Genomic DNA, 23,734 nt, shown 5'->3' with positions numbered 1-23,734 from the left:
CGACGCCGTGATGGCCGAACGTGACGTCGGCGGTCTCACGGCAGCGATTTTCGAAAAGGACATCCACGTTACCGAAAGCCTGGCCCAACTGTTCCCTTGGCCGGTCAACGCAGGCGCCAGCCTGACCTTCTGCGGCGGCACCAGCCTGTCCAAGGGTCACGGCGTCATCGCCCGCATGTCGGAAGACATCGACATCAAGGTCCACCTGGAAGGGCATTTGAGCGGGGGCCAGCAGACGAAAGCCATGAAGGCGGTCTTCGAAGCCATCGCCGGTCGTCTTTCCAGCGCCGGATTCGAGCCGGCCGACGACCAATGGCTGACCAAGGCCGATCAGTCACGGCAGATAACCATGCGCTGGCGCTACCTCCCCCGATATGCGCAAGCCATCGCCCTGCGGCCTGAACTGCAAATCGAACTGCGCCTGTCCACCCTTCGGCGACCAGCAACAACCAGGCCGATCTGGCGAATGGTTGACCAGTTTGTCGGCGACACCCCGAACCCGCTGATCCAGGTGCCCTGCCAGAACATCGCCGAAACCCTCGCCGAAAAGGTCATGGCGTGGCTGCGGCGGCGGGCCGACGAGATCCGCGACCCAGCATCAGCCAAGCCATCGGACCGTACGCTTGCCCGGCATCTGCATGATGTTCACGCCATCGCGCACCGGCACCCCGGTGCCGTGGACGAGGCCGTGAACCTGTTTGCCGAAGTTCTCCAAGAAGAACGCGCCAGCTATGGCCGCAGTTTCACCGATGCGACCAGCCCGGCATCGGCCCTTCAGGCCGCACTGCAAAGCCTCGACGAATCCGATCGGCATCGGTCGGACTACGACCAGCACGTTGTCCCCTTGCTGTTTTCCAACCAGAACCCCGCCTTCGACGATGTCCTGAATACCTTTCGGGACATCGCGACGCGTTGCCTGCTCGCCGCCAACCCACCATGAACACCGCCCCCCTCAAAACCTACGCCCCGCTGGCCCGCAAGGCGTTCATCGCCGCCGTTGGCCGCCGCGCCGAAATGCTCGGCCTGAACCCGGAGCACCCGGCCACCGTCCAGCAGCAGGGCGACGTGCTGCTGATCAACGGCCAGCCGCATCCGGCGCGGATCGCCGAGCAGCGCCGCAAGCTCGCCGCCCGCATCCAGCAGCAGAGCTATGCGTCCGTCATCGAAGCACTGGCCTACACCTGGTTCAACCGGCTGGTCGCGATCCGCTACATGGAGCTGCACGGCTATCTCGACCACGGCTACCGCGTGCTGAGCCATCCGGATGGCAGCAGCCAGCCGGAAATCCTCGAACACCTGGCCCGCATCGAGCTGCCGGGGCTGGATCGCCAGCAGGCGCTGGAATGGAAGGCCGCCGGCAATCGCGATGAAGACCTGTACCGCGCCGTGCTGCTCGCCCAATGCCACGCGCTGCACACCGCAATGCCCTTCCTGTTCGAAGCCATTGATGACGCCACCGAACTGCTGCTGCCGGACGGCCTGCTGCGCACCGATTCGTTGATCCGCAGCCTGGTCACCGCCATCGACGAAGCCAGCTGGCAGGACGTCGAGATCATCGGCTGGCTGTACCAGTTCTACATCTCGGAAAAGAAGGACCAAGTGATCGGCAAGGTCGTGAAGTCGGAAGACATTCCGGCCGCCACCCAGCTGTTCACGCCGAACTGGATCGTCAAGTACATGGTCCAGAACTCGCTGGGCGCGCAGTGGCTGGCCACCTATCCGGATTCAGGCCTCAAGGCCCAGATGGCCTACTACATTGAGCCGGCCGAGCAGACCGAAACGGTCAGGGCGCAACTGGCGGCGATCACGCCAGCCAGCCTAGACCCGGAAGCCTTGACCCTGATCGACCCAGCTTGCGGCTCCGGCCACATCCTGGTCGAGGCCTACGAACTGTTCAAAGCGATCTATCTGGAACGCGGCTATGTGCTGCGCGACATCCCGAAGCTGATACTGGAAAAGAACCTGTATGGGCTGGACATCGACGACCGCGCCGCCCAGCTCACCGGCTTCGCGTTGATGATGAAGGCCCGCGCCGACGACCGGCGGCTGTTCGAGCGAGGCGTGCAGCTGAACGTGATGGCGCTGCAGGACAGCGCAAGCTTTGACGCCGAGCGGCTGGTGCAGGGCGTGAAGCTGGCGGACTACGGCCTGACCTCGGGAGACCTCACGGCGCTGAAGGGGCTGTTCGAGCATGCGACGACGTTTGGCTCGTTGATCCACGTGCCGGAAGCGCTGGCAGCCAAGCTGGCGGCTTTGCGGCGCTTGAGCGAGACGGATGGGCAGGATCTGTTCGTGCTCGAGGCGCTGGCGCAGTTGGCTGTTCTGACGCGACAGGCAGAGATGCTGGCAGCACGGTATGACTCCGTTGTGGCGAATCCGCCGTATATGGGCGGAAAGTATTACGACGAACCACTTAAGGACTTCGTACATCGTACTTACCCAGCCGGAAAATCGGATCTCTATGGTGCATTCGCCCAGAGAAACGTCATCTTTGCACGGAAGAACGGTCGTGTCGGGATGATTACAATTCCCAATTGGATGTTCCTATCCTCCTTCGAAGAGTTGCGGAACACCATATCAAGCGATGCCCCGATTTCGACACTTGTACATAATGGCCGAGGAGTATGGGGCTCAGATTTTGGCAGTTGTTCCTATGTATTGCTTCGGGGGGCACCGCATCAATTTTGTGGTCGATTCTTACGCCTATTCGACAAGCCAGGCAGCGTCGCGAGCAATGAAGAACTACAACGCCGTTTTCGCATAAACACTAGGTTCAGCATCTCTAATGCTGAATTCTCAAAGATTCCCGGAAATCCAATAGCGTATTGGGCCGGTGCTTCGACGATTAGAGCCTTCTCTGAATTTCCAAGTCTCTACGATTTTGCTAGGCCTCGGCAGGGGCTTGCCACGACAAAGGATGAAATTTTCTTAAGACAATGGCATGAGCCCTCTGTTGCCTCATTTGTACATCCTTCCTGTGTGTCGTACGAAACCCGTCGATCGGGCAAGTGGTTTGCCCTAAACAAGGGCGGAAATTTCCGTAAGTGGTTCGGGAACAATCAGCATGTCATCAACTATGAGAACGATGGCGAAACTATTTGTAGATTTATTGATAGCACCCCTGGTGCACGAGTAAAATCAAATGGACGTGTAATTAACAAAGAGAAATATTTTCAGCAGGGAGTCACTTGGTCTAGCGTCAGCATTGGAAGTTTTTCTATAAGATTCTCTCCGCCGGGCTTCGTGTTCAGCCATACAGGACCGATGTGCTTTGCGAGCAATATTTCCGATCTTTATAGCGTTTTAGCACTCGGTTGCTCGCCGATCCTCGATTACTTCCTGCGATTTCTTAGCCCAGATGTTCATTACTCGCAAGGTCCTTTAGGCAAGCTGCCTATTAATGTTGATGTAGCGCGCAGAACGACTGAAGTGGTCAGGCCGTGCATTGATATCGCAATGAACGACTGGAACGCTTACGAGCGCTCTTGGGACTTCCAATCTCTACCGATCTTGGTTGCCGTCGCTACAGCCAAGTCAACGCTCGAATCATGCTGCACAGCCTGGATTACTCAGAACCGCGCCACCATCGCCCAGATGCGGCGCCTCGAAGAAAAGAACAACCGCGTCTTCATAGACGCCTACGGCCTGCAGGACGAGCTGACATCAGAAGTCCCGATCGAGCAGATCACGCTAACGGTGAACCCAGCCTATCGCTACGGCGGCAAGCTGACCGAGGAAGAGCAGTGGACCCGCTTCCGCGAAGACACGATGCAGGAGCTGGTGTCCTACGCCATCGGCTGCATGATGGGCCGCTACAGCCTCGATGCGCCGGGACTGATCTACGCGCACAGTGGCAACGAAGGCTTCGACCCCAGCCGCTACACCCGCTTCCCGGCCGATGCCGATGGCATCCTGCCGCTGACCGATACCGAATGGTTCGAGGACGATGCCTGCAAGCGTCTGGTCGAGTTCATTTCGGTGGCCTGGGATGCCACGCACCTAGAAGAGAACCTGCGCTTCCTGGCCGAAAACCTGTCGCCGAAGACGGGCGAGGCCAGCCGCGACACGCTGCGCCGCTATCTATGCGACCGCTTCTTCAAGGACCACCTGCAGACCTACAAGAAGCGGCCGATCTACTGGCTGTTCAGCAGCGGCAAGGAAAAGGCCTTCCAGTGCCTGGTCTACCTGCACCGCTACAACGCCGGCACCCTGTCGCGCATGCGCATGGACTACGTGGTGCCGCTGCAAAGCCGCCTGCAAGCCCGCATCGACCAGCTCGACCAGGACATCGCCGCCAGCACCAGCAGCGCCACCACCACCCGCCTGCGCAAGCAGCAGGACAGCCTGCGCAAGCAACTCGAAGAACTCCGTCGATTCGACGAAAAACTCCGCCACGCCGCCGACCAGCGCATCACCCTAGATCTCGACGATGGCGTGAAGGTCAATTACGGCAAGTTCGGCGACCTGCTGGCGGAAGTGAAGGCTGTGACTGGCGGCGACAACGATGAATGATGGTCACCTTTTTTTGCCCAACCCGGCCCCGCCGCCTGAAGACGGCGTTCGGCTGACCGACGAAAGCGCGAACTGGCACTCGCGCGAAGTGACCTATGTCAGCGGCTACTGGCCACAAGTCCGCAAACATATCCCCCGGTTCGAGCTAGCCGAGTTCCGCAGTGACGGCGGCGCGCCGGCCAACCCGTATTACCGCGCGGTATATCGGCTGCCGATGACGCCATTCGAGCAACGGATGCCGGTTGGCATCGTGTCGAACACCTACACGCTGGCGCAGCATCAGGAAGTCGCCGAGCGCTGTGTGAATGCGCTCGCGAGCTGCGGTTTCGACGTCAATCGACTTGAGTGCCAGCTGGGCCTGACGACACTCGGCGAATGGATGAACTTCCGGATGTTCCTGCCGGAAGGCAAGGATTACGTGCCGCCGGACCAACACCGCCTGCGACTGCGCTTCGAATGCTTCAATGCCGTCGACGGCGGCGCATCGCTCGAACTGTTTCTCGGCTGGTACCGGTTGGTGTGTTCGAACGGCCTGGTGATCAACAAGTCGCTCAGGCAACTGCGGGCGATTCACGACGCCTCGCTGGATATTTCGATGCTGTCGCAGCTGGTTCCAGAAGCGCTGAATACCGTGGCAGCAGACCGCGAGCAGCTGCATCGCTGGTCGACGACGGCGGTCAAGCAGCAGCACCTGTCGCGCTGGGCGGACACGGCTGTTGCCGATACCTGGGGCAAGCTGGCAGCCTTCCGCACGCTGCACATTTGCCGCACCGGGCATGACGCCGAGTTCGCGGATTCATTCGAGAAAGCTATTCCGTCGAAGAAACGCGCCGGGATGCTGGCACCGGTTCCAGGTGCCGTGCGCCACGTGGTCAACTTGTACGACGTCGGTCAGGCGCTGTCCTGGGTCGCCACGCATCGGCGCAACGCGGATGAGCGTAGCGGCTGGCAGCGGGACATTCCGTCGCTGATTGCGAAGCTGGAAGCCGCCTAGGCATCGTCCACATCAAAGGATTTTCGCCGTGCATTGGTTTAAGGAAGTTCTCTTTGGCGTAGTATCGCTACGCCCATGAGTTCCAAATTAAACCTTGTGCTGCAGCGCCTGCCCCGGAATGCCGTAGTGACGGCAGCGTGGCTGCGGACGCAGGGCATTGACCGGAACCTCACCGCGCATTACCTGCGCAGTGGCTGGCTGGTGCCGGTGGGCACGGGAGCCTATGCGCGTGCAGGCGAATCGGTGGACTGGCCCGGTGGCGTGCATGGCTTGCAGCACGATGGCGTTCCGATATGGATCGCCGGGCAGACTGCACTGGATCTGCTGGGCTATGGCCAGAACATCGCAATGGGCGCAGCACCGGTCCACCTGTTCGCCAGACCGAAGACCCGCGTGCCTACCTGGTTCGCGAAGGCAAACTGGACCCGTCCGGTGTCGGTGCAGAAGTCGGCCCTGTTCAGCACGCTGGACGGCCTCGATGCCTCGTTCAAAAAGCATGTGATCGGCGAGTTGTCGATCACCATCGCCGCTGCTGAGCGCGCCGTGTTCGAACTGGCCCATGCGGTGCACGACGAGCCGGGCTTCGAAGCACTGGACCATGCGATGCAGGGCTTGATGGGCTTGCGCCCGAGCCTGATGCAAGCGCTATTGCAGGCCTGCGCTCAGGTCCGCGTGACCCGGCTGGTATTGCTGCTGGGCGAGCATCATCGGCATCCCTGGGTGTCGAGGATCGACCTTGCTTCGGTCGATCGTGGCAGCGGCAAGCGGCACCTCTGGCCGGGCAGCGCCATTCACCGCATCCATCAGATCAGCGTACCGAAAGGGTTTGTCGATGGCCGCGACTGAGTACTACGTCGAACAGGTGCGATTGCTGATCGATGTGCTGCCGTTCACCGGCGCGGAGGCCTGCTTCGGGCTGAAAGGCGGCACGGCAATCAACCTGTTCGTGCGCGATATGCCAAGGCTGTCGGTGGATATCGATCTAGCCTACCTTCCGCTTGAGCCACGGGATCAGGCACTGCCGAACGCGCGGGCGGCGCTGCACCGTATCGCTGCTGAATGCGAGCGAAGGCTACCCGGCTGCCGGGTACGCCTCGACACGAATCGCAGCGATGCCCTCCGCATCGTCGTCGGCCGTGGCAACGTGCAGATCAAGGTCGAGATCTCGCCGGTGCTGCGCGGCACCTTGCATGAGCCGTCTGTCCGCGATCTGGCGCGCCGTGCGCAAACCGAGTTCGGCTTCGCCAGCGTGCCGGTGCTTTCACTGCCGGATCTTTACGGCGGCAAGCTATGCGCTGCGCTAGATCGTCAGCATCCGCGTGACTGGTTCGACGTGATGCTGCTGCTGGATGCCGACGAACTCGATCGCGCAGTGTTTGAAGGCTTCCTGACCTACCTGGTCAGCCACGGCCGGCCGATCAATGAACTGCTGGCACCGCGCTGGAAGCCGCTGGCGGACAGCTACGCAAAGCAGTTCGCCGGCATGACCGTGTTACCGGTGACGCTCGACCAGCTGGAAGCAGCACGCGAGCGTTTGCTGAACCAGCTGCAGAAATTAATGACGGAGCGCGACAAGGCGTTCCTGCTGTCACTGAAAGCCGGCGAGCCGGACTGGGCGCTCTTCCCCCACCCGCGCATTGCTGAACTTCCGGCCGTGCAGTGGAAGCTGCGCAATCTGCAAACGATGAAAACGACCCAGCGCCTCGCCGCGCGGGAAAGACTGGAAGCTGTTCTGGACACTTACGGACGCTTATGAGTATCGAAGCCCCAACCAATCCGCACGCAAGCCGGATTCGCGAAAGCCTGCTGGCACTGCGCGCGAAGCAACACCGCGTGATCTGGTGGGCCGATCCCGAAGCGCAATTCACCGAACTGGTCGATGAGCTGCAACTTGAAGACTTGACCTTGCTGCGCCGCTCGCAGGTGCCGGCACTAGCCTTGAAACGACAGCTGGAGCTGATCGAACCCGGTCAGGCCTTCGTAATCTACGAAGACGAGCAGGCCCCGGAGCCGACGCGTGACTGGCTGCTGGACATTCGCCGCTATGCCGCGCCGTTCTCCGCCGACGCGAGCGCAATGTTGGTGCAGGATCTCGGCCTGCGACATCAGCAGATGAGCGAGCACCTGAAGCTGCGTGCGAGGTTCCTTGGCAGCAAGGCACGGCTTGAACGCCTGCAACGCTGGGTCACGCAGGATGACCTGGAAGCCGAACTTGATCTGAAGATGCTGGCAGTCGCGGTGCGCGCCGACCAAGCCGACACCTTCAGTCTGTTTTCGACCCTGTTCGCATCGGTGAGCGATCTGGATCCTGCAGAATCGGTCAACGAGGCAAAGGCCTGGCAGGCGATCGTCAAGCTGGATCTGGAAGCACCGCTCTGGGCACTGGCTGCCAAGACCTTCGGATTCAGGTCCGACACGCCATCCCTGTTGAACCTGCTGCTGCAGCTGTTCGTATCCGACCTCGGTGCAGCTTTGCAGACTGACCTGCCGGATCGCTTCAAATCGATGCAGCTGCCGCCCCGTATGACGGCGGCGGCCACGATGTTTCTGGCGCAATGGCGTGACAGCAGTCTGCGGCAGACCGCCTATGACCGGGTGTCTGCCCGGATGGCAACCGAACTTCGAATCAACGAGGACTTCGACAGCGTACCGCTCAAGCGGCTGGCCGCCTGCAACACCTTCGTGGTGCTGGAAAAGCAGATTGCGGGTCGGCTCCGCGAAGCCTTAGCTGACGGCGGTGGTGCAGCATTGGCGGACGAGATCCGGCAGGTAGTTACCGCAAGGCGGGACGGCTACTGGGCCAATGGCCGACTACCGGATAGCGAGCAAGTACCGCGTTCGACTTGGAATGCCTTCTATCGCGCAATCGAAGCCGCGCAAGCATTCTTCACCGAGTGCGACCTGGCCAGCGCCTGTATGAGCTTTGCCTCGGCACAGGATTGCGTCACGGCCTACACGCGGACCCTGTATCGCGTTGACCAGCTCTACCGGCGATACCACGAAGCGGGCAGCGTGGTCGCCAGCCGCGATCCTGCGACGCTCGAAGCGCTTACGCGGCGCATCGAGGACCAGTACCTAAATCGCTTTCTGCAACCGCTGGCGCAACGCTGGGACGACTTCGTGCGCGCCGGCTTGTTGCTGGATTGGAAGGTAGAGGGGCTGCCATCCCAGCAGCATTTCTTCGAGCAGAAGGTCAGGGGCTATCTGGGTGAAGGCGAGGACCGCAGGATCTTCGTCGTGATCAGTGACGCCCTGCGCTATGAAGTGGCGCAGGAACTCGCCGAGCAAATCAACGGCCGCAACCGATTTGCCGCCGAACTATCCGCCCAGCTCGGCGTATTGCCGTCCTATACCGGCCTCGGCATGGCCAGCTTGCTGCCGCACAAGTCGATGGCCTATCGCGAATCCGAAACGGTCTATGTCGATGGGCAGTCCAGCGATGGCATCGAGCAGCGACGCAAGATCCTGGCGGCACATCGGGGCATCGCGTTCACCTATGACGAGTTCATCGCGCTGAACAAGCAGGACGGCCGCGATGCGGTGCGCGATGCCTCAGTCGTTTACGTGTTCCACGACTGCATTGACAAGATCGGCGACAAGCTGCCAACCGAGCTTGGCACCTTTGACGCTTGCCGCGACGCGATCAACGAACTCGACGGACTGGTCTCCCGCATCATCAACAACTTGAACGGTAACCATGTCGTGATAACCGCCGATCATGGCTTCCTGTTCCAGCGGAGTGCGCTGGGAGAGCTGGACAAGAACAAGCTCGACTTGAAGCCAGCCGGAACGGTGAAATCGAAGAAGCGCTACCTGTTCGGCCGCAACCTTGGCGAAGTGCCGCAGGCATTCTCCGGTTACATCCGCGACACCGCCGGCGTCGAAGACGACATGATGTTCTGGGTGCCGAAGGGCGTGAATCGCTTCCACTTCGTCGGCGGCGCGCGATTCGTCCACGGCGGTGCTGCGCTGCAGGAAATCGTGGTGCCGGTGCTGACGGTCAAGCACCAGCGTGGCGAAAAGGCCAAGGCGATCGAGGTTCGCAAGACCTCGGTCAGCGTGATCGGCGGCCCGTTCCGAATCACGACGCCGCAGTACCCCTTCCAACTTTTGCAGACCGAGCCCGTCACCGAGCGCATCCGACCGGTGATCGCGCGCGTGACCTTGGTCGATGATGCCGACAAGCCGGTATCGAACACTGAAACCCTCACTTTCGACAGTGCCGCGGCCGATTCCAGCCAGAGTCGGCGCAAGGTGATGCTGAGCCTTACCAGCGACCGCATCGCCAGCAACAAGCCGTACTACCTTTTGATCACCGATGCCGAGACCACGATGGAGTTGTGTCGCATCGTGGTTCGCATTGATCTGGCCTTTGGCAATGACTTCGACTTCTGACGTGGAACAGCGTGACCTCGACCGCCTGCTGAACGAGCATTTCGCGGGGCGCGTGGTCCGCAAAGACCTGACCAAACGTCTGAAGGAAGGCGCAAACGTGCCGGTCTACGTGTTGGAGTACCTACTCGGCATGTACTGCGCATCCGATGACGCAGACGTGATTGCCGCCGGCATGGAAACCGTCAAGCGAATCCTGGCCGATAACTACGTGCGGCCAGACGAGGCAGAGAAGGTCAAGTCAAAGATCCGGGAGCGCGGTAGCTACAAGATCATCGACAAGGTGTCGGTGCGGCTGAACGAGCGAAAGGATCAGTACGAAGCTCACTTCCTGAGCCTTGGCGTCAAGGACGCCGAGATTCACAATCGCTACGTGCAGCAGTACGAAAAGCTGCTGGCCGGCGGCATCTGGTGCATCGTCACGCTGAATTACGTGTTCGATGAGTCGGCAAAGACTTCGCCGTTCATCGTCACCGAGCTGAAGCCGATCCAGATGCCGAACATGGACATGGCTGGGCTCAAGTCTGCCCGCGCCTCGTTCACCGAAGACGAATGGCTGGACGTGCTGCTGCGCTCGACCGGCATGGAGCCAGCGAACCTGTCGAAGCGTGCTCGCTGGCATCTACTGGCGCGGATGATTGGCTACGTCGAGAACAACTACAACAGCTGCGAACTCGGCCCGCGCGGCACCGGCAAGAGCCACATCTACAAGGAAGTCAGCCCGAACAGCATTCTGGTGTCGGGCGGCCAGACGACGGTCGCCAACCTGTTCTACAACATGGCGCGCCGAGTGGTGGGCCTAGTTGGGCTGTGGGACGTGGTGGCTTTCGACGAGGTGGCCGGCATTACTTTCAAGGAGAAGGACGGCGTCCAGATCATGAAGGACTACATGGCGTCCGGGTCGTTCGCACGCGGCCGGGATTCGATTTCCGCCAACGCCAGCATGATGTTCATCGGCAACATCAACCAGTCGGTCGAAACCTTGGTCAAGACCAGCCATCTGCTGGCGCCGTTCCCCGAAGCGATGATCGATTCCGCGTTCTTCGACCGCTTCCACGCCTACATTCCGGGCTGGGAAATTCCGAAGATGCGGCCGGAATACTTCACCGACCGCTATGGCCTGATCACCGATTACCTTGCCGAGTTCCTGCGCGAGATGCGCAAGCAGAACTTCGCCGATGCGATCGACCGCTTCTTCCGCCTCGGCAAGGATCTGAACCAGCGCGACACCATCGCCGTCCGTCGAACCACGTCAGGCTTGCTGAAGCTGCTGTACCCGGCTGGCGACTTCGACAAGGACGCGGTGCGGCGCTGTCTCGAATACGCGCTGGAAGTCCGTCGCCGAGTCAAGGAACAGCTGAAGAAGATCGGCGGCATGGAGTTCTACGACGTCAATTTCTCCTACATCGACAACGAAACCTTTGAAGAGAATTACGTGCTGGTCCCGGAACAGGGCGGCGGTAGCCTGATCCCGGATGGCGTGCCGAAACCGGGTGTTCTGCATCTGATCTCGACCGGCGCCAACGGGCACCTGGGCCTGTCCCGGATTGAAACGCAGGTAACCATGGGCGGCGGCAAGCTCAGTACCTCAGGCGTCGGCTCAAGCACGGCGGCGAAGGAGGCAGTCAAGGTCGGCTTCGATTTTCTGAAGGCCAACGCCGCGCGCATCAGTGCCGGCACCAAGATCGGCGATCACGACTTTCACCTGCACCTAGTCGAGCTGCATAACACCGGCGTGCCTCGATCACTGACGCTGCCGGCACTGGTAGCGCTGTGCTCAGGCCTCGTTCAGCGGCCGGTACAGGCGCAATTGATAGTGCTTGGCGACATGAGTCTGGGCGGCAACATCGTACCGGTCGACAACTTGGCCGAGTGCCTGCAGATGGCGATGGATGCAGGCGCACGGAGGATCCTGATGCCGATGGCCAGCGTTACTGCAATTCCGACCGTGCCGGCGGAGCTGTTCGGGAAGTTCCAGACCAGCTTTTATTCAGATCCAGTCGATGCCGCGTTCAAGGCGCTGGGAATCTGATGGCCCGGTCGACCGCCAACGGATGTCCTGCAAGCACCGCCGCTGATCCTCGAACGACATGACACACGAACAAGCCAGCCGAGCAGTGCAATCAGCTGAAAGCAACCGGGACCACGTCGATGGCACGCTCAACCACAACGAGTTGCTGAGCGATTACACCCGCATCGAGCCTCACCCCGACGGCTACTGGTTTGAGGTAGGCGTTGTTGGATGGCCTCATCCGCACGAGCCTGGGCTGACCTGGAAACGGTTTCGATTCTGGAAGTCAGCGCCGACGCCGGAGCGGATCGCCCGTGCAGGACAGGCAGCGTTAGCCACAACACGGTTCTTTCAAACCTGCGAGTCCTGCGGCGAATTGAATAACGCAGGGCATATGTACCACCGCGACCTTTGCCAAGGCTGCGCAGAACGGCACTTGAACGTCGTTTGGTAAAGCCGAGGGTCCATCGCACACCAGAGAGCCGATCCCGGCCATAAAAAAATCCGCCTTCAAGCACCCTTTTTTATCAGGGGCCTTATGGCGGATCTATCAAAAACAACGATGTAAGTCGTTGATTTTGCTGCTTGTGTGGCGGAGAGAGCGGGATTCGAACCCGCGATACGATTTGACTCGTATACACGCTTTCCAGGCGTGCTCCTTCAACCGCTCGGACACCTCTCCGTGTCTTGCTGCTACCGTGTAGGCGGCGGCATTCTAACGAAATGGCCGGGTCTTAGGGCGATTTTTCCGCAGCCGCTGCAGGGGCGACTGCAGCCGCCGCGGGCACTACTACGGCTGCGGGAGCAGCTTCAGCTTGCTGGGTCAGCGCCGGCGGCTGGTCAAGGCAGAACATGCGCTTCTTGCCGGGCTTGGCGGGATCTGGGGCGTAGAAGCCGTAGGTCACCGATTCGGTCTTCGCTTCCGGCACCTTCAGCGCCGTGCTCGGCGTCGGGATGCGCATGCCTTCCGGCGCGACGATCGGGGTGATCGAGGCGGCAGATTCGTAGGGCTGCGGACCGGAGCAGTAGGAGGTTGTCGAGCAGCCGGCTGCCAGCGACGACAGCGCCACCATCAGCAGGCCGGCTTGCTTCGTCGCGTGCCGCGTGTACATCGAGCTCATCAAATCACTCCCGCCGCGCGCAGGCTGGTCTGCACGACGTCGATATGGTCAGGGTTCATCGGCACCAGCGGCAGGCGGATGCCGCCGGGAATCCGGCCCATCACTTCCAGTGCCCACTTGGCGGGAATCGGGTTCGGATCAACAAACAAATTCTTGTGCAGCAGCGCCAGCTTGGCGTCGAACGCTTCGGCCTTGGCGGCATCGCCGGCCAGCGCCGCTGCACACATCTGGTGCATCAGCTTGGGTGCAACGTTGGCGGTGACCGAAATGTCGCCGTGAAAGCCGAGCAGCATCGAGTCGCGCGCCGTCGCATCGTCGCCAGTGTAAAGCGCGAACGAGGCTGGCAAGCCGAGCGCCAGCAGATCGCGTACCCGTGACAACTCGCCCTTGGCTTCCTTGATGCCGACGATGTTCGGCACGCCGGCCAGACGGGCAACCGTTGCCGGCAACATATCGCAGCCGGTACGGCCAGGCACGTTGTACAGGATGATCGGCACGTTCACCGCTTCGGCGATCGCCTTGAAGTGGCGATACAGGCCTTCCTGCGGCGGCTTGTTGTAGTAAGGCGTGACGATCAGGCAGGCATCGGCGCCAGCGTCCTTGGCCAGCTGGGTCAGCTCGATCGCTTCGGTCGTCGAATTGGCGCCGGTACCGGCGATCACCGGTACGCGCTTGGCCGAAACTTCGATCACTTTCCGGATCACGGCGAGGTGTTCGTCGACGCTCAAGGTCGCCGATTCACCGGTGGTGCCGACGGCGACGATGGCATCGGTGCCTTCGGTGATGTGCCATTCGACCAGCCGCCCGAGCGAGTCGAAATCGACTTCGCCGGAGGCCGTCATCGGCGTCACGATCGCGACTATGCTGCCCTTGATCATTCGGAAGAGAGTGCGGAATTGGCTAAACTGCGATTATAACGGAACGTCGATCGCCACCCGCCCATGCCGCTGGCCTCGCCCGTCCTGACCTACAAGACCACCGGATCCCCGAACCGTTCCCGCAATGGCCGCCCCAGAAAACCTGCTGTCGATTTCAGTACTCGGCCAACCCCGTCCTCAGCTCGCGCTGGAGCTGTTCAAGGCAATCCGCGAGCGCGGTGGTGAAGTCGAGGATTGCCGCATTGCGCCGATCGGCGACCGCTTGACCGCAAATCTCGTCGTCTCCGGTAACTGGAGCGCCCTCGGCCGTTTGGAAACCGCCCTGCCCGGCATTGCCGAGAAGCTCGAACTGCAGGTGCGTTTCCAGCGCTGCAACATGCGCGAGCAGAACCCGGAGTTCCGCCCGTACGCCGCCGACGTGATCGCGCCGCAACAACCGGATCTGCTGGTTCATCTGCTGGAGTTCTTCCACAGCCAAGATGTTCAGGTGGCGGAAATGTCGACCCAGAAGTACCAGTCGACGCATACCGGCGCCGGCATGGTCAGCGTGCAGATGGTCTTGCACGTGCCGGTCAACCAGCATCCGCAGGCCTTGCGCGAATCGTTCATGGATCTCTGCGACGATCTGAACGCCGACGGCATGCTCGACCCGATCAAAAGCTGAACCTGAGCACTCGTTCAGGGCCTGATTCTTGCGGTCTTGTTTGCGCAAGCCGGGTGTAGTCTGATCGCCACAGACCGCACCTGATCATTCCCCACTCACCGAGGACAAGCTGCATGAGCCTGACGATTGGCGACAAGCTGCCGGAGCTGACGCTCGCGGCCAGCGGCGGCAAGACCATCAGCCTGGCAAAGGATTTCAAGGGCAAGAAACTGGTCGTGTACTTCTATCCGAAGGACAACACGCCGGGCTGCACCGTCGAAGGCCAGGAATTCACCGGCCTGTATGCGGATTTCGTCAAGGCCGGCGCCGACATCGTCGGCGTGTCCAAGGACAGCGTGAAATCGCACGACAACTTCTGCTCCAAGTTCGGCTTCCCGTTCACCTTGCTGTCCGACGGTGACGAAGCCATGTGCAATGCCTTCGGCGCGATCGTTGAAAAAAGCATGTACGGCAAGAAGTACATAGGTATCGACCGCTGCACCTTCCTGTTCGACAGCAAGGGCAAACTCGCGAAAGACTGGCGCAAGGTCTCGGCGAAAGGCCATGCCGCCGAAGTGCTGGAGGCGGTCACCGCTCTCTGACGCCCTTGCCGAACATCCATCAAGCGTCCTTCTGAGCCGATGCGCGGTCCTCCGCGTGTCGGCTCGTTTGTTTCATCTCCCGGAAATCGATGAAAAAGAAAATCTTCGTGCTCGACACCAACGTCCTGATGCACGACCCGAGCTGCCTGTATCGCTTCGAGGAACATGACATCTACATCCCGATGGTCGTGCTCGAAGAGCTCGACAACGGGAAGAAAGGCACCAGCGAAACCTCGCGCAATGTTCGTCAGGTAGCGCGAATCCTGGATGGCCTGATGCATGGCAAGGACCATGCGCAGATCGAGAAAGGCATTCCCTTGCCGACCACGGTCAACAAGGGCACGAATGGCAACGGCAATGGCCATACCGGCGGCACGCCGACGGCGCCATCGTCCGGCCGGCTGTTCTTCCAGACCCGGCCGTCAGCCGCTGCGCTGCCGGAAATGCTGCCGGGCAACAAGCCGGACAACAACATCCTGCTTGCCGCTCTCGGGCTGCAAAGCCAGCATCCGTCGCGGACGATCACCTTGGTGTCGAAAGACATCAACCTGCGGATCAAGGCCGCGATCGTCGGCGTGCATACCGAGGACTATCACAACGATCAGGTGCTTGATGACCTCGATCTGCTCTATTCCGGCTACGCCAAGCTGCCCGACGATTTCTGGACCACGCACGGCGAGAAGATGGACAGCTGGCAGGATGATCGCGGCCGCGCCTGCTACAAGGTCAGCGGGCCGAAGGTCAAGGAATGGCATGTCAACGAATTCCTGTACTTGCCGGACGAAGTCGAACGCGGCCTCGAACTGACCGTCCAGGCGCTCGACGGCGACAGCGCCAAACTGCACGTGATCCGCGATTACCGCGCCGGCAAGACGCCGGTCTGGGGCATCCACGCCAAGAATCGCGAGCAGAATTTCGCGCTCAATCTGCTGCTCGATCCGGACGTCGATTTCGTGTCGCTGCTCGGCGCCGCCGGCACTGGCAAGACCTTGCTGGCGCTCGCCGCCGGCCTGGCCCAGACGCTCGACGAACCGCGCTATCGCGAAATCATCATGACCCGCGTGACCGTGCCGCTGGGTGACGACATCGGCTTCCTGCCGGGCACCGAGGAAGAAAAGATGACGCCGTGGATGGGCGCGCTGATGGACAACCTCGAAGTGCTGACCCAGACCAGCAATGCCGGTGACTGGGAACGTGCGGCGACCAACGATCTGCTCTCCAAGCGCATCAAGATCCGCAGCCTGAACTTCATGCGCGGCCGCACCTTCCTGAACCGCTACATCATCATCGACGAAGCGCAGAACCTCACCGCCAAGCAGATGAAGGCGCTGATCACCCGCTGCGGTCCCGGCTCGAAGATCATCTGCCTCGGCAATCTGACGCAGATCGATACGCCGTACTTGTCCGAGACCACGTCCGGCCTCACTTATGTCGTCGACCGCTTCCGCGGCTGGCCGCATGGCGGCCACGTGACCCTGGCGCGCGGCGAGCGTTCGCGCCTGGCGGCCTTCGCGTCCGACATCCTCTGAATCGAGAGCACCGAACATGCTGAAAGGAATTGCCCGCGGGGTGAAAGACAGCGCCATCGGCATGTCGCTGAGGGCCTATGTCAACGACCGGCTGAGCGAGTACGGCGAGATCATCGACGTCAACATCGATACCTCGGCCAACAGGGTTACCGCGCGCGCGCTGCTCAAGGGCGAGCGCGATGCGGTGACGATCACCGTCGAACGCTACGAGATCGAAAGCGAAGGCGAAGCGCGCTACATCAAGCTGAAGAGCTTCACCGCCTCGCGCGCCTGGCTGACGCAGATCCTGAACAAGCTGCTCGCCGACAAGCGTTACAAGATTCCGGGAGCGGTCAGCAAGCTGCTGTGAGTTGATACCGATCATCGCGCGTGCCTGAATTTGCGGAGCTGCTGACGCCGACGCTGATCGCGCTCTGCGGCTTCGCGTTTCTCGCCGGCTTCATCGATTCCGTAGTCGGCGGCGGCGGGCTGATCCAGATTCCGGCGCTGTTTGTGCTACTGCCACAGCTGTCGCCGGCCGCGATTCTTGGTACCAACAAGTTCGCCGCGATCTGGGGCACCGCGAGCGCTACGCTGCAGTACGCGCGCCATGTGCCTATCAGCTGGAAAGTGGTGCTGCCGGCTGGCGCAGTGGCGGCGCTGGCCTCGTTTCTGGGGGCCCGTACCGTCAGCCTGATCGGCAACGCCGAGCTGAAGCCGCTGATCCTGGTGATGATGATCGTGGTGCTCGCCTACACCTTGTGGAAGAAGGATTTCGGCAAGCTGCATGCGCCGCGGCTGAACGATCGCCAGCAACTGCTTACCGGTCTCGCGATCGGCGCGGTCGTCGGTTTCTACGATGGCTTCTTCGGCCCGGGCACCGGCAGCTTTCTGATCTTCGCCTTCGTCGGCCTGTTCGGCTTCAGCTTCCTGGCCGCTTCAGCCTCGGCGAAAGCGGTGAACACGATCACCAACTTCGCGGCACTCGCCTGGTTCGTCGCCAATAGCAGCGTGCTGTATGCCTACGCGATCCCGATGGCGATCTTCAACGTTGCCGGCTCATGGCTGGGATCGCGGCTGGCGATCGCCAAAGGCAGCGGCTTCGTGAGAGTGCTGTTCATCGTCGTGGTCACGGTGCTGATTGCACGCTTCGGCTGGGACATCGCCAAGCCTTAGGCTCGTTCGTCATCGAAGGCCAGACCGTCGCCGATGTGCGGCAGACCGAGCAGCAACATCAGCAGCCGATCCAGGCCGACCGCGACACCGGCACAAGGCGGCAAGCCATGCTCGAGCGCGGCGATCAGATGCCCATCGTACGGCGGCACTGCCTGCCCTCTTGACGCGCGGCGAGCCTGATCGGCTTGGAAGCGCTGCTGCTGCTCGGCGGCATCGGTCAGCTCATGGAAACCGTTCGCGAGCTCGATGCCCCGCCAGAACAGCTCGAAACGCTCGGCAACCGGCGGCTCGACGTCGCGGCGGACCTTCGCCAGCGCTGCCTGCGAAGCCGGAAAGTCGATCAGGAACTCCGGACGATCCCGGCCCAACTGCGGGCCGACAACATGACTCATCAACAGATCGAGCAGGAAGTCGCGAGTCAGGGAATCGTCTGCAACTTCGACTGAAGGCATCACGGGCAGCGGCCCGATCGCTTGCACGCAGCGCGCTTCAAGCTCGGCCGGCGAAGCGAGAAACGGATCGATCCCGGCCTCGCGAACAAACGCTTCCCGATAGCTAAGCCGCGCGCACGACGCCGGCCCGTCCAGCACCGCCAGCAGCGCTTCGCATTCATCGATCAGGCGATGGTGATCGAAACCCGGCCGATACCACTCCAGCATCGTGAATTCGGGGTTGTGAAAGCGCCCGCTCTCATCGACCCGGAAGACCTTCGCGATCTGAAAGATCGGCCCGCTGCCGGCGGCCAGCAGGCGCTTCATCGCGAACTCCGGCGAGGTCTGCAGCCAGCGTTCGACACCACCCGAGCGCTGGCTCGAAAAGCTGTCGATCTGCGGATCGACGGTGGCGGCACGGGACAGCACCGGCGTCTCCACTTCCAGCAATTCTCGTGCGGCGAAAAAGCGGCGCACACGCTGCATCAGAAGCGCGCGCAGGCGCAGCGTTTCAAGGCTTGCACGAGGCTGCCACACAGGCTTGGATTTCATTGACGCCTATTGGGGTGGGTGCTATAACGCGGCGCTATCGGATGGCTGAGTGCGTCCGATTTTACCCACTCGACAGTGCTGCAGGAGAAGCTGGTGGCGACCAAAAAGACTGCATCAAAAGCCAAGCCCGTGTCTAAACCGGCGAGCAAGTCCAGTGTCATCAAGTCAGCCGTGAAGCCCGTCAGCAAAGCTGCGGCGAAGCCCGCAGCGAAAAAAGCCGTTGCCAAGCCGGCGGCCAAAGTCGCCAAGAAAGCGACTGCCAAGCCGGCAGCTCCAGTAGCCAAGAAAGCCGTTAAGAAGGTCGCCGCGAAAGCTGCGCCGGCGAAGAAGGCTGCCGTGAAGAAGGCCGCACCGGCGAAGACGGCCGTCGCCAAAGCTGCCGTCAAGAAGAAGGTTGCAGCAGCACCCATCGTCAAGAAAGCAGCCGCCGTCGTGAAGAAAGCGACTGTCGCCGTCAAGAAGACGATTGCAACAGTGAAGAAGGCCGTTGCTCCAGTCGCCAAGCCTGCCGCCAAGAAAGCGGTTGCGAAGCCGGTGGCGGCAGCCAAGAAGGCCGTGGTCAAGGCCGCGCCGAAGCCTGCCACCAAGGCAGCTGCGGTCGAAAAAAAAAAGCAGTCAGTAGCTCCCGCCCCGACGCCGACGCCAGCAGCGCCGTCGCCAGCCCCGGAGCCAGCAGCGGCAACGCCGCCAGCAGCACCGGAACTCCCCAAGTCAACCGAGCCGTCGCCGTAAAAACTTCAACCGTTAAACAGCCGGCAGCTGCCGTCGCTGAAAAATCCTCGCGCTCGCCGCGAGCGCCGAAATCCTCGCCAGCCACGATGGGCACGGTCGTCGACATGACCGACGACTACATCCGTGGCATGTCGGACGACGATTACATGAACGACGTGCAGGTGGAGTTCTTCCGCCTGCGCCTGCTCAAGATGCGCGAAGAAGTGCTGGCGCGCGAGCTGGACGTCAAGGAACGCCTGCATCAGCGCGAAGTCTTCGCCGATCCGGCCGACCGCGCGACTGCCGAAGAAGAGCATTGGCTCGATCTGCGTCTGCGCGAGCGGGAATCGATGCTGCTGCGCAAGATCGACGAATCGATGCGCCGCATCCGCGACAAGGAATACGGCTTCTGCACCAAGACCGGCGAAGCGATCGGCATTCCGCGCCTGCTCGCCCGGCCGACGGCCAGCGTCTGCGTCGATGTCAAAGGTCAGGACGAGAAGGTCGAGACGCACTTCCGCGATCGCTGATCGAGGTCGAAGCATCATCAACGCGACGAGGGCGTGCACCGCCTTCGTCGCGTTTTCGTTGGGCGATCTCTTAACGGCGATACAATGTCGCCGCTGCGCCCGTGGCGAAATTGGTAGACGCATGAGACTTAAAATCTCCCGCCTTCGCAGGCATGCCGGTTCGATTCCGGCCGGGCGCACCAAGCTTGCTGCACACGCCACATGAACCTGTTTCGACGTACGCCCCGGTAGCTCAGTGGATAGAGCGACCGCCTCCTAAGCGGTAGGTCGCAGGTTCGATTCCTGCTCGGGGCACACCGCAGCATCGTCAAAAAGACGAGCTGCTCGATACCCGCCGGATAGCAGGAGTAGCGCCAAGGTGGACGCAAGTCTGAACTCGCCCTCTCATTGGATCCTGCTCGCGGTTCTGGTCGCGGCGACGATCATCGATAGCCGCACGCGGCGAATCCCGAACCTGCTGTCGCTTGGCGGCGCAGCCATGGGGATATTGCTGGCCGTGACCGGTTACGGCAGCGTGACGCCGGGCGCGTCTCTGGGCGGGCTGGCGCTGGGCTTGATTGCCTTGCTGCCGCTCCATCTGCTGAAAGCCATGGGCGCTGGCGACGTGAAGCTGATGGCGGCTGTCGGCGCGTTCCTGGGTCCGTCCATCACGCTGGCAGCCGTGCTCTGCACGTTCATCGCCGGGGCAATGATCGCCATCATCGTGCTGATTGCCCGGGATGGCCTGCGTGAAACCGTGCAGCGCTACGGGTTCGGCATCAAGCACCTGATCCTCGGCGGGACCTGGCTCGGCAAGCGCGTCGACAAGGAAGGCACCGGCCCGCTCCGCTTTCCGTACGCCGGAGCCATTCTTTGCGGTTCCACTGCCGCCGTGCTCTGGGCCGCTTCGGCTGGCCACTGATCGGTCAGTCGCGGGCACGACGAAAGCCGCGTAACTCTGCGGTAAGGGAAACTTGTTTTCTTGGCTTCTACTCGAGAAGCAGGCGCACCGCATCGGGACGCGCTTTCAGTATCAGCAGGTAGATGGTGGAGACGATCGGGATCGAACCGACGACCTCGTCATTGCGAACGACGCGCTCTCCCAACTGAGCTACGTCCCCACACGAAACCTGCTGCTTGCTGCCTTGCCGTATACGAAATCATTGCCACTACAAGACAACTTGCCGTCGCGACAACTGTCTACACGGGGAGGATGAATTTCCCGCCAGCAATCTGCACGACGGCGCGCAGTTTAAGCCTTGTCAACCGAAAGGGGAACCCTTTTCTTCATGGCGCAGGGTCTCGATGCCGGCTGTCGGCGCAGGCCGTCCGTTGCGAGTGGCGCCCCACCTTCCGCTTGGCGATGATCCGATGATTCGCTCGCGCTCCGTCTTCGAGAACCCGTTCATGAACCGATTGCTGAAGCTTGCCCTGCTGTCCCTGGCCACCTCGCCGATGCTGGTGCAAGCCATTGCACCCGTCCGCGTGGCCGGCTCGTCGGCCGATCCTTCGGCACGGCTGACTTATCGCAGTGGCGAAGTGATCGTGAAGTACCGCGCCGGCATGAAGGGGCAGGCCAGCGATACGCTTCGAGCGTCGCAGGGACAGAGCGCCGAAGCACGCTATTTCGATGGCCGCTTCGAGCGTCTGAAGCTGACATCGGTCGTCGATGTTCCGGGCGCCTTGAAGATGCTCGCCGCCGATCCCGCGGTGGAGTACGCAGAACCGAATTTCCTGCGCCGGCCGATGGCAGCCATCCCGAACGATCCGCTGTTCGCGCAGCAATGGGGATTGCGCAACACCGGGCAAGCGAACTTTGTCTCCGGCGGTCCGGCGGGCATTGCGGGCGCCGACATGAATCTGGTCGAAGCCTGGGATTCGCTCGGCACCGGCATCGCCGATCGCACCGGGCGCGGCAACGTGACGATCGCGATCATCGACGACGGCTTCGAGATCACCCATCCGGATCTGGTTGGCAATCTGGTCAACGGTTATGACTTTGCCGACAACGATTCCGACCCCAGCCCGACTTCAGCCGATGAATCGCACGGCACGGCCGTGGCCGGTGCTGCAGCAGCAAGCGGCAACAACGGTATCGGCATTGCCGGTGCCGCCTGGAACGAAAAGATCATGCCGCTGCGCTTCGCCTACGACGTGGCCTCGGAACTGCGCGCGCTCGACTACGCCCGCAACAACGGCGCGCGCATCGTCAACGCCAGCTTCGGTGGGCCGAGCTACTCACTGGCCGAGCGCGACGCGATTTCCGTGTTGAACAACGCCGGCATCCTGTTCGTGACTTCGGCCGGCAATCAGGATTCGAATATCGACATCTCGGGCGCCAGCTATCCGGCCAACTATCAACTGCCGAACGTGCTCGCCGTCGCCGCGACCAATCGCCAGGACGGCGTCGCCAGCTTCTCGAACTATGGTTCGACAACCGTGCCGGTAGCCGCTCCCGGACTGCAGCTCGTCACCACGACCCTCGGCGGCGGTTACACCACCGCTGGCATCAACGGCACCTCGTTCTCGTCCCCATACGTGGCCGGCGTGGCCGCGTTGATCCGCGACTACTATCCGAGCGCAACGGTTGCCGAAGTGAAGGCGCGGCTGATCGAAAGTGGTCAGGTCGGTCTCGATCCATCGAACCCGGTGAACCTGCGCACCGCCGCTGGCCGCATCGACGCCAGACAGGCGCTGAATCTGCTGCCACGGCCTTCTCTGGTGATCCGGCCCGTGCAGGCCAGCAGCTACACGCTGGCTTACGACACGGGCAACGTCGACGTGCCGGTGCTGGTGCCAGCGACCGTCGAGGACGGTGCCAGCGGCAATGGCAGCCTCGATCCCGGAGAAACCACGACGTTGCGGGTGACGGTCGAAAATCTCTGGCTGGCGGCAACCAATGTGCGGGCGACGCTGACCGCCAGCGGCGCCGGCGTGGTCGTCAACAGCGGTACCGCCTCGCTCGGCGCGCTTGGCTCCGGTGTGATCCAGCCGGTGGATTTCCAGGTGCGCGTGCCGTCCGCGGTCAGCGGTCATCAGTACGTGCAGTTCGCGCTCGCGATTACTGCTGACGGCGGCTATACGGCGACGCGTCGCTTCATCATGGAAATCGGCAAGCTGAGCCTGGGCACCACGGCCTCGCAAAGCTTTGCACCGGGCTTGTACGACGAATTCCACACCTGGAGCTTCGACGTGACCAGCCTGCCGGCCGGCAGCAACCGCCTGGTCGTGCAGTCCACCGCCGTCAACGATGTCGACATCTTCGTGCGCTACGGCGAGCCGACGCAGTACAACGTCGACCTCGGCGCCGGCGTGCCGACCACCGAGGGCGATCCGGAGCCGTTCTACTTCGTCAACGTGCCGGACACGCAGCGCGGCGATGCCGCAGCGAACGGCGACGAGACGATCACCATCGACACTCCTCGCCTCGGCACCTACTACGTCACCGTGGTCAATTTCGATGGCATCCAAGGTGCGAGCTACACGCTGCGCGCAGCGCTGGAGAACACGCCACCGCCGCCTGGCAGCGGCGGCGGTGGTGGCGCAATGCCACCAGTATTGCTGGTGATGCTGCTGGGCGTCGTCGGATTACGGCGTCGGAAAGCGGCTTGATCAGGATTCGGACAGCCGGGATACAGGTCCGGAAATAGCAAAGCCGACAGGCTCGGCAGGCACTTGTCTGACCGCCTGTCGG

20 protein-coding genes and 4 tRNA genes are annotated in these 23,734 nt (G+C 61.7%); 17 read left to right on the top strand and 7 right to left on the bottom strand.

What is annotated here, in order from left to right; all coding sequences use genetic code 11:
- Positions 1–10 precede the first annotated feature (10 nt).
- From G513_RS0102835 to brxL, 7 genes are all read left to right on the top strand, one after another.
- Entirely contained in the window at positions 11–940 is a 930-nt protein-coding gene (locus tag G513_RS0102835) for a nucleotidyl transferase AbiEii/AbiGii toxin family protein (RefSeq protein ID WP_022975317.1), read from the top strand.
- A complete protein-coding gene (gene pglX / locus G513_RS0102830) occupies positions 937–4,512 on the top strand; it encodes a BREX-1 system adenine-specific DNA-methyltransferase PglX (RefSeq protein ID WP_022975316.1) in 3,576 nt (1,191 codons plus the stop codon). The genes G513_RS0102835 and pglX overlap by 4 nt, the downstream gene beginning before the upstream one ends.
- A 13-nt stretch (positions 4,513–4,525) precedes the next feature.
- Entirely contained in the window at positions 4,526–5,506 is a 981-nt protein-coding gene (locus G513_RS0102825) for a DUF932 domain-containing protein (protein WP_022975315.1), read from the top strand.
- 75 nt (positions 5,507–5,581) lie between these two features.
- Positions 5,582–6,352 (top strand): type IV toxin-antitoxin system AbiEi family antitoxin domain-containing protein, encoded by a 771-nt coding sequence (locus G513_RS0102820; RefSeq protein WP_084711313.1) that lies wholly within the window; start codon positions 5,582–5,584, stop codon positions 6,350–6,352.
- Positions 6,339–7,262, top strand: coding sequence for a nucleotidyl transferase AbiEii/AbiGii toxin family protein (locus G513_RS0102815; RefSeq protein ID WP_022975313.1), 924 nt, complete (start codon positions 6,339–6,341; stop codon positions 7,260–7,262). The genes G513_RS0102820 and G513_RS0102815 overlap by 14 nt, the downstream gene beginning before the upstream one ends.
- Complete coding sequence (gene pglZ, locus G513_RS0102810; protein WP_156891358.1) at positions 7,166–9,901, top strand: BREX-1 system phosphatase PglZ type A; 2,736 nt, start codon at positions 7,166–7,168, stop codon at positions 9,899–9,901. Before G513_RS0102815 ends, pglZ begins: the two co-directional genes overlap by 97 nt.
- Positions 9,885–11,930, top strand: a complete 2,046-nt coding sequence (brxL, locus tag G513_RS0102805; RefSeq protein ID WP_022975311.1) for a protease Lon-related BREX system protein BrxL — start codon at positions 9,885–9,887, stop codon at positions 11,928–11,930. Before pglZ ends, brxL begins: the two co-directional genes overlap by 17 nt.
- Before the next feature lie 569 nt (positions 11,931–12,499).
- Here brxL and G513_RS0102795 read toward each other — a convergent pair.
- The 3 genes from G513_RS0102795 to dapA form a co-directional block, all read right to left on the bottom strand.
- Positions 12,500–12,591, bottom strand: a tRNA-Ser gene (locus G513_RS0102795).
- A gap of 52 nt (positions 12,592–12,643) precedes the next feature.
- On the bottom strand, positions 12,644–13,030 hold the full coding sequence (locus G513_RS0102790) for a hypothetical protein (protein WP_022975309.1): 387 nt from the start codon (positions 13,028–13,030) through the stop codon (positions 12,644–12,646).
- Entirely contained in the window at positions 13,030–13,908 is an 879-nt protein-coding gene (gene dapA / locus G513_RS0102785) for a 4-hydroxy-tetrahydrodipicolinate synthase (RefSeq protein WP_022975308.1), read from the bottom strand. Before dapA ends, G513_RS0102790 begins: the two co-directional genes overlap by 1 nt.
- Before the next feature lie 124 nt (positions 13,909–14,032).
- On the opposite strand from dapA, the gene G513_RS0102780 reads away from it, so the two are divergent.
- The 5 genes from G513_RS0102780 to G513_RS0102760 all read left to right on the top strand — a co-directional run bounded on the left by G513_RS0102780 (position 14,033) and on the right by G513_RS0102760 (position 17,837).
- Positions 14,033–14,572, top strand: a complete 540-nt coding sequence (locus G513_RS0102780) for a glycine cleavage system transcriptional repressor (RefSeq protein ID WP_022975307.1) — start codon at positions 14,033–14,035, stop codon at positions 14,570–14,572.
- Positions 14,573–14,685: 113 nt separating this feature from the next.
- Positions 14,686–15,153, top strand: coding sequence for a peroxiredoxin (locus G513_RS0102775; RefSeq protein ID WP_022975306.1), 468 nt, complete (start codon positions 14,686–14,688; stop codon positions 15,151–15,153).
- 89 nt (positions 15,154–15,242) lie between these two features.
- Positions 15,243–16,682 carry a PhoH family protein gene (locus G513_RS0102770; protein WP_022975305.1) on the top strand — a complete coding sequence of 480 codons (1,440 nt, stop codon included), beginning with the start codon at positions 15,243–15,245 and terminating at the stop codon, positions 16,680–16,682.
- Positions 16,683–16,698: 16 nt separating this feature from the next.
- Entirely contained in the window at positions 16,699–17,031 is a 333-nt protein-coding gene (locus G513_RS0102765; protein ID WP_022975304.1) for an RNA-binding protein, read from the top strand.
- 20 nt (positions 17,032–17,051) lie between these two features.
- Entirely contained in the window at positions 17,052–17,837 is a 786-nt protein-coding gene (locus tag G513_RS0102760; protein WP_022975303.1) for a sulfite exporter TauE/SafE family protein, read from the top strand.
- Here G513_RS0102760 and epmA read toward each other — a convergent pair.
- Genes epmA through G513_RS25630 form a run of 3 tightly spaced genes read right to left on the bottom strand, consistent with a single transcriptional unit; the run spans position 17,834 to position 19,658 of the window.
- The gene (gene epmA, locus G513_RS0102755; protein ID WP_028475058.1) at positions 17,834–18,820 is read right to left on the bottom strand and encodes an EF-P lysine aminoacylase EpmA; all 987 of its coding nucleotides are present in this window, start codon (positions 18,818–18,820) and stop codon (positions 17,834–17,836) included. The genes G513_RS0102760 and epmA overlap by 4 nt on opposite strands.
- Positions 18,817–19,383: a hypothetical protein gene (locus G513_RS25300; RefSeq protein ID WP_156891354.1), complete on the bottom strand. Its 567-nt coding sequence runs from the start codon at positions 19,381–19,383 to the stop codon at positions 18,817–18,819. The genes epmA and G513_RS25300 overlap by 4 nt, the downstream gene beginning before the upstream one ends.
- Positions 19,380–19,658 carry a hypothetical protein gene (locus G513_RS25630; RefSeq protein ID WP_156891352.1) on the bottom strand — a complete coding sequence of 93 codons (279 nt, stop codon included), beginning with the start codon at positions 19,656–19,658 and terminating at the stop codon, positions 19,380–19,382. The genes G513_RS25300 and G513_RS25630 overlap by 4 nt, the downstream gene beginning before the upstream one ends.
- On the opposite strand from G513_RS25630, the gene dksA reads away from it, so the two are divergent.
- The 4 genes from dksA (at position 19,639) to G513_RS24625 (ending at position 20,962) form a co-directional block, all read left to right on the top strand.
- On the top strand, positions 19,639–20,061 hold the full coding sequence (dksA, locus tag G513_RS21050; protein WP_033417099.1) for an RNA polymerase-binding protein DksA: 423 nt from the start codon (positions 19,639–19,641) through the stop codon (positions 20,059–20,061). The two genes, G513_RS25630 and dksA, sit on opposite strands and share 20 nt — an antisense overlap.
- Before the next feature lie 95 nt (positions 20,062–20,156).
- Positions 20,157–20,243 (top strand) — tRNA-Leu (locus G513_RS0102740).
- A 39-nt stretch (positions 20,244–20,282) separates the two neighbouring features.
- Positions 20,283–20,355 (top strand) — tRNA-Arg (locus G513_RS0102735).
- 64 nt (positions 20,356–20,419) lie between these two features.
- Positions 20,420–20,962, top strand: coding sequence for an A24 family peptidase (locus tag G513_RS24625; RefSeq protein WP_022975301.1), 543 nt, complete (start codon positions 20,420–20,422; stop codon positions 20,960–20,962).
- A gap of 123 nt (positions 20,963–21,085) precedes the next feature.
- Here G513_RS24625 and G513_RS0102725 read toward each other — a convergent pair.
- Positions 21,086–21,161 (bottom strand) — tRNA-Ala (locus G513_RS0102725).
- A 286-nt stretch (positions 21,162–21,447) separates the two neighbouring features.
- Here G513_RS0102725 and G513_RS21040 point away from each other — a divergent pair.
- A complete protein-coding gene (locus G513_RS21040; RefSeq protein ID WP_169560488.1) occupies positions 21,448–23,652 on the top strand; it encodes a S8 family serine peptidase in 2,205 nt (734 codons plus the stop codon).
- Positions 23,653–23,734 lie beyond the last annotated feature (82 nt).

This window comes from Nevskia ramosa DSM 11499 (assembly GCF_000420645.1).
Classification (GTDB): domain Bacteria; phylum Pseudomonadota; class Gammaproteobacteria; order Nevskiales; family Nevskiaceae; genus Nevskia; species Nevskia ramosa.
Note: the sequence above shows the minus strand (reverse complement) of the source record. Positions and strands in the feature narration are given on the sequence as shown.

Excerpts from the sequence above, each read along its gene's own strand:
- G513_RS0102835 (WP_022975317.1), top strand. The coding sequence starts at position 11 with ATGGCCGAACGTGACGTCGGCGGTCTCACGGCAGCGATTTTCGAAAAG.
- pglX (WP_022975316.1), top strand. The coding sequence starts at position 937 with ATGAACACCGCCCCCCTCAAAACCTACGCCCCGCTGGCCCGCAAGGCG.
- G513_RS0102820 (WP_084711313.1), top strand. The coding sequence starts at position 5,582 with ATGAGTTCCAAATTAAACCTTGTGCTGCAGCGCCTGCCCCGGAATGCC.
- G513_RS0102815 (WP_022975313.1), top strand. The coding sequence starts at position 6,339 with ATGGCCGCGACTGAGTACTACGTCGAACAGGTGCGATTGCTGATCGAT.
- brxL (WP_022975311.1), top strand. The coding sequence starts at position 9,885 with ATGACTTCGACTTCTGACGTGGAACAGCGTGACCTCGACCGCCTGCTG.
- G513_RS0102790 (WP_022975309.1), bottom strand. The coding sequence starts at position 13,030 with ATGAGCTCGATGTACACGCGGCACGCGACGAAGCAAGCCGGCCTGCTG.
- dapA (WP_022975308.1), bottom strand. The coding sequence starts at position 13,908 with ATGATCAAGGGCAGCATAGTCGCGATCGTGACGCCGATGACGGCCTCC.
- G513_RS0102780 (WP_022975307.1), top strand. The coding sequence starts at position 14,033 with ATGGCCGCCCCAGAAAACCTGCTGTCGATTTCAGTACTCGGCCAACCC.
- G513_RS0102775 (WP_022975306.1), top strand. The coding sequence starts at position 14,686 with ATGAGCCTGACGATTGGCGACAAGCTGCCGGAGCTGACGCTCGCGGCC.
- G513_RS0102770 (WP_022975305.1), top strand. The coding sequence starts at position 15,243 with ATGAAAAAGAAAATCTTCGTGCTCGACACCAACGTCCTGATGCACGAC.
- G513_RS0102765 (WP_022975304.1), top strand. The coding sequence starts at position 16,699 with ATGCTGAAAGGAATTGCCCGCGGGGTGAAAGACAGCGCCATCGGCATG.
- epmA (WP_028475058.1), bottom strand. The coding sequence starts at position 18,820 with ATGAAATCCAAGCCTGTGTGGCAGCCTCGTGCAAGCCTTGAAACGCTG.
- dksA (WP_033417099.1), top strand. The coding sequence starts at position 19,639 with ATGGGCACGGTCGTCGACATGACCGACGACTACATCCGTGGCATGTCG.
- G513_RS25630 (WP_156891352.1), bottom strand. The coding sequence starts at position 19,658 with ATGTCGACGACCGTGCCCATCGTGGCTGGCGAGGATTTCGGCGCTCGC.
- G513_RS21040 (WP_169560488.1), top strand. The coding sequence starts at position 21,448 with ATGAACCGATTGCTGAAGCTTGCCCTGCTGTCCCTGGCCACCTCGCCG.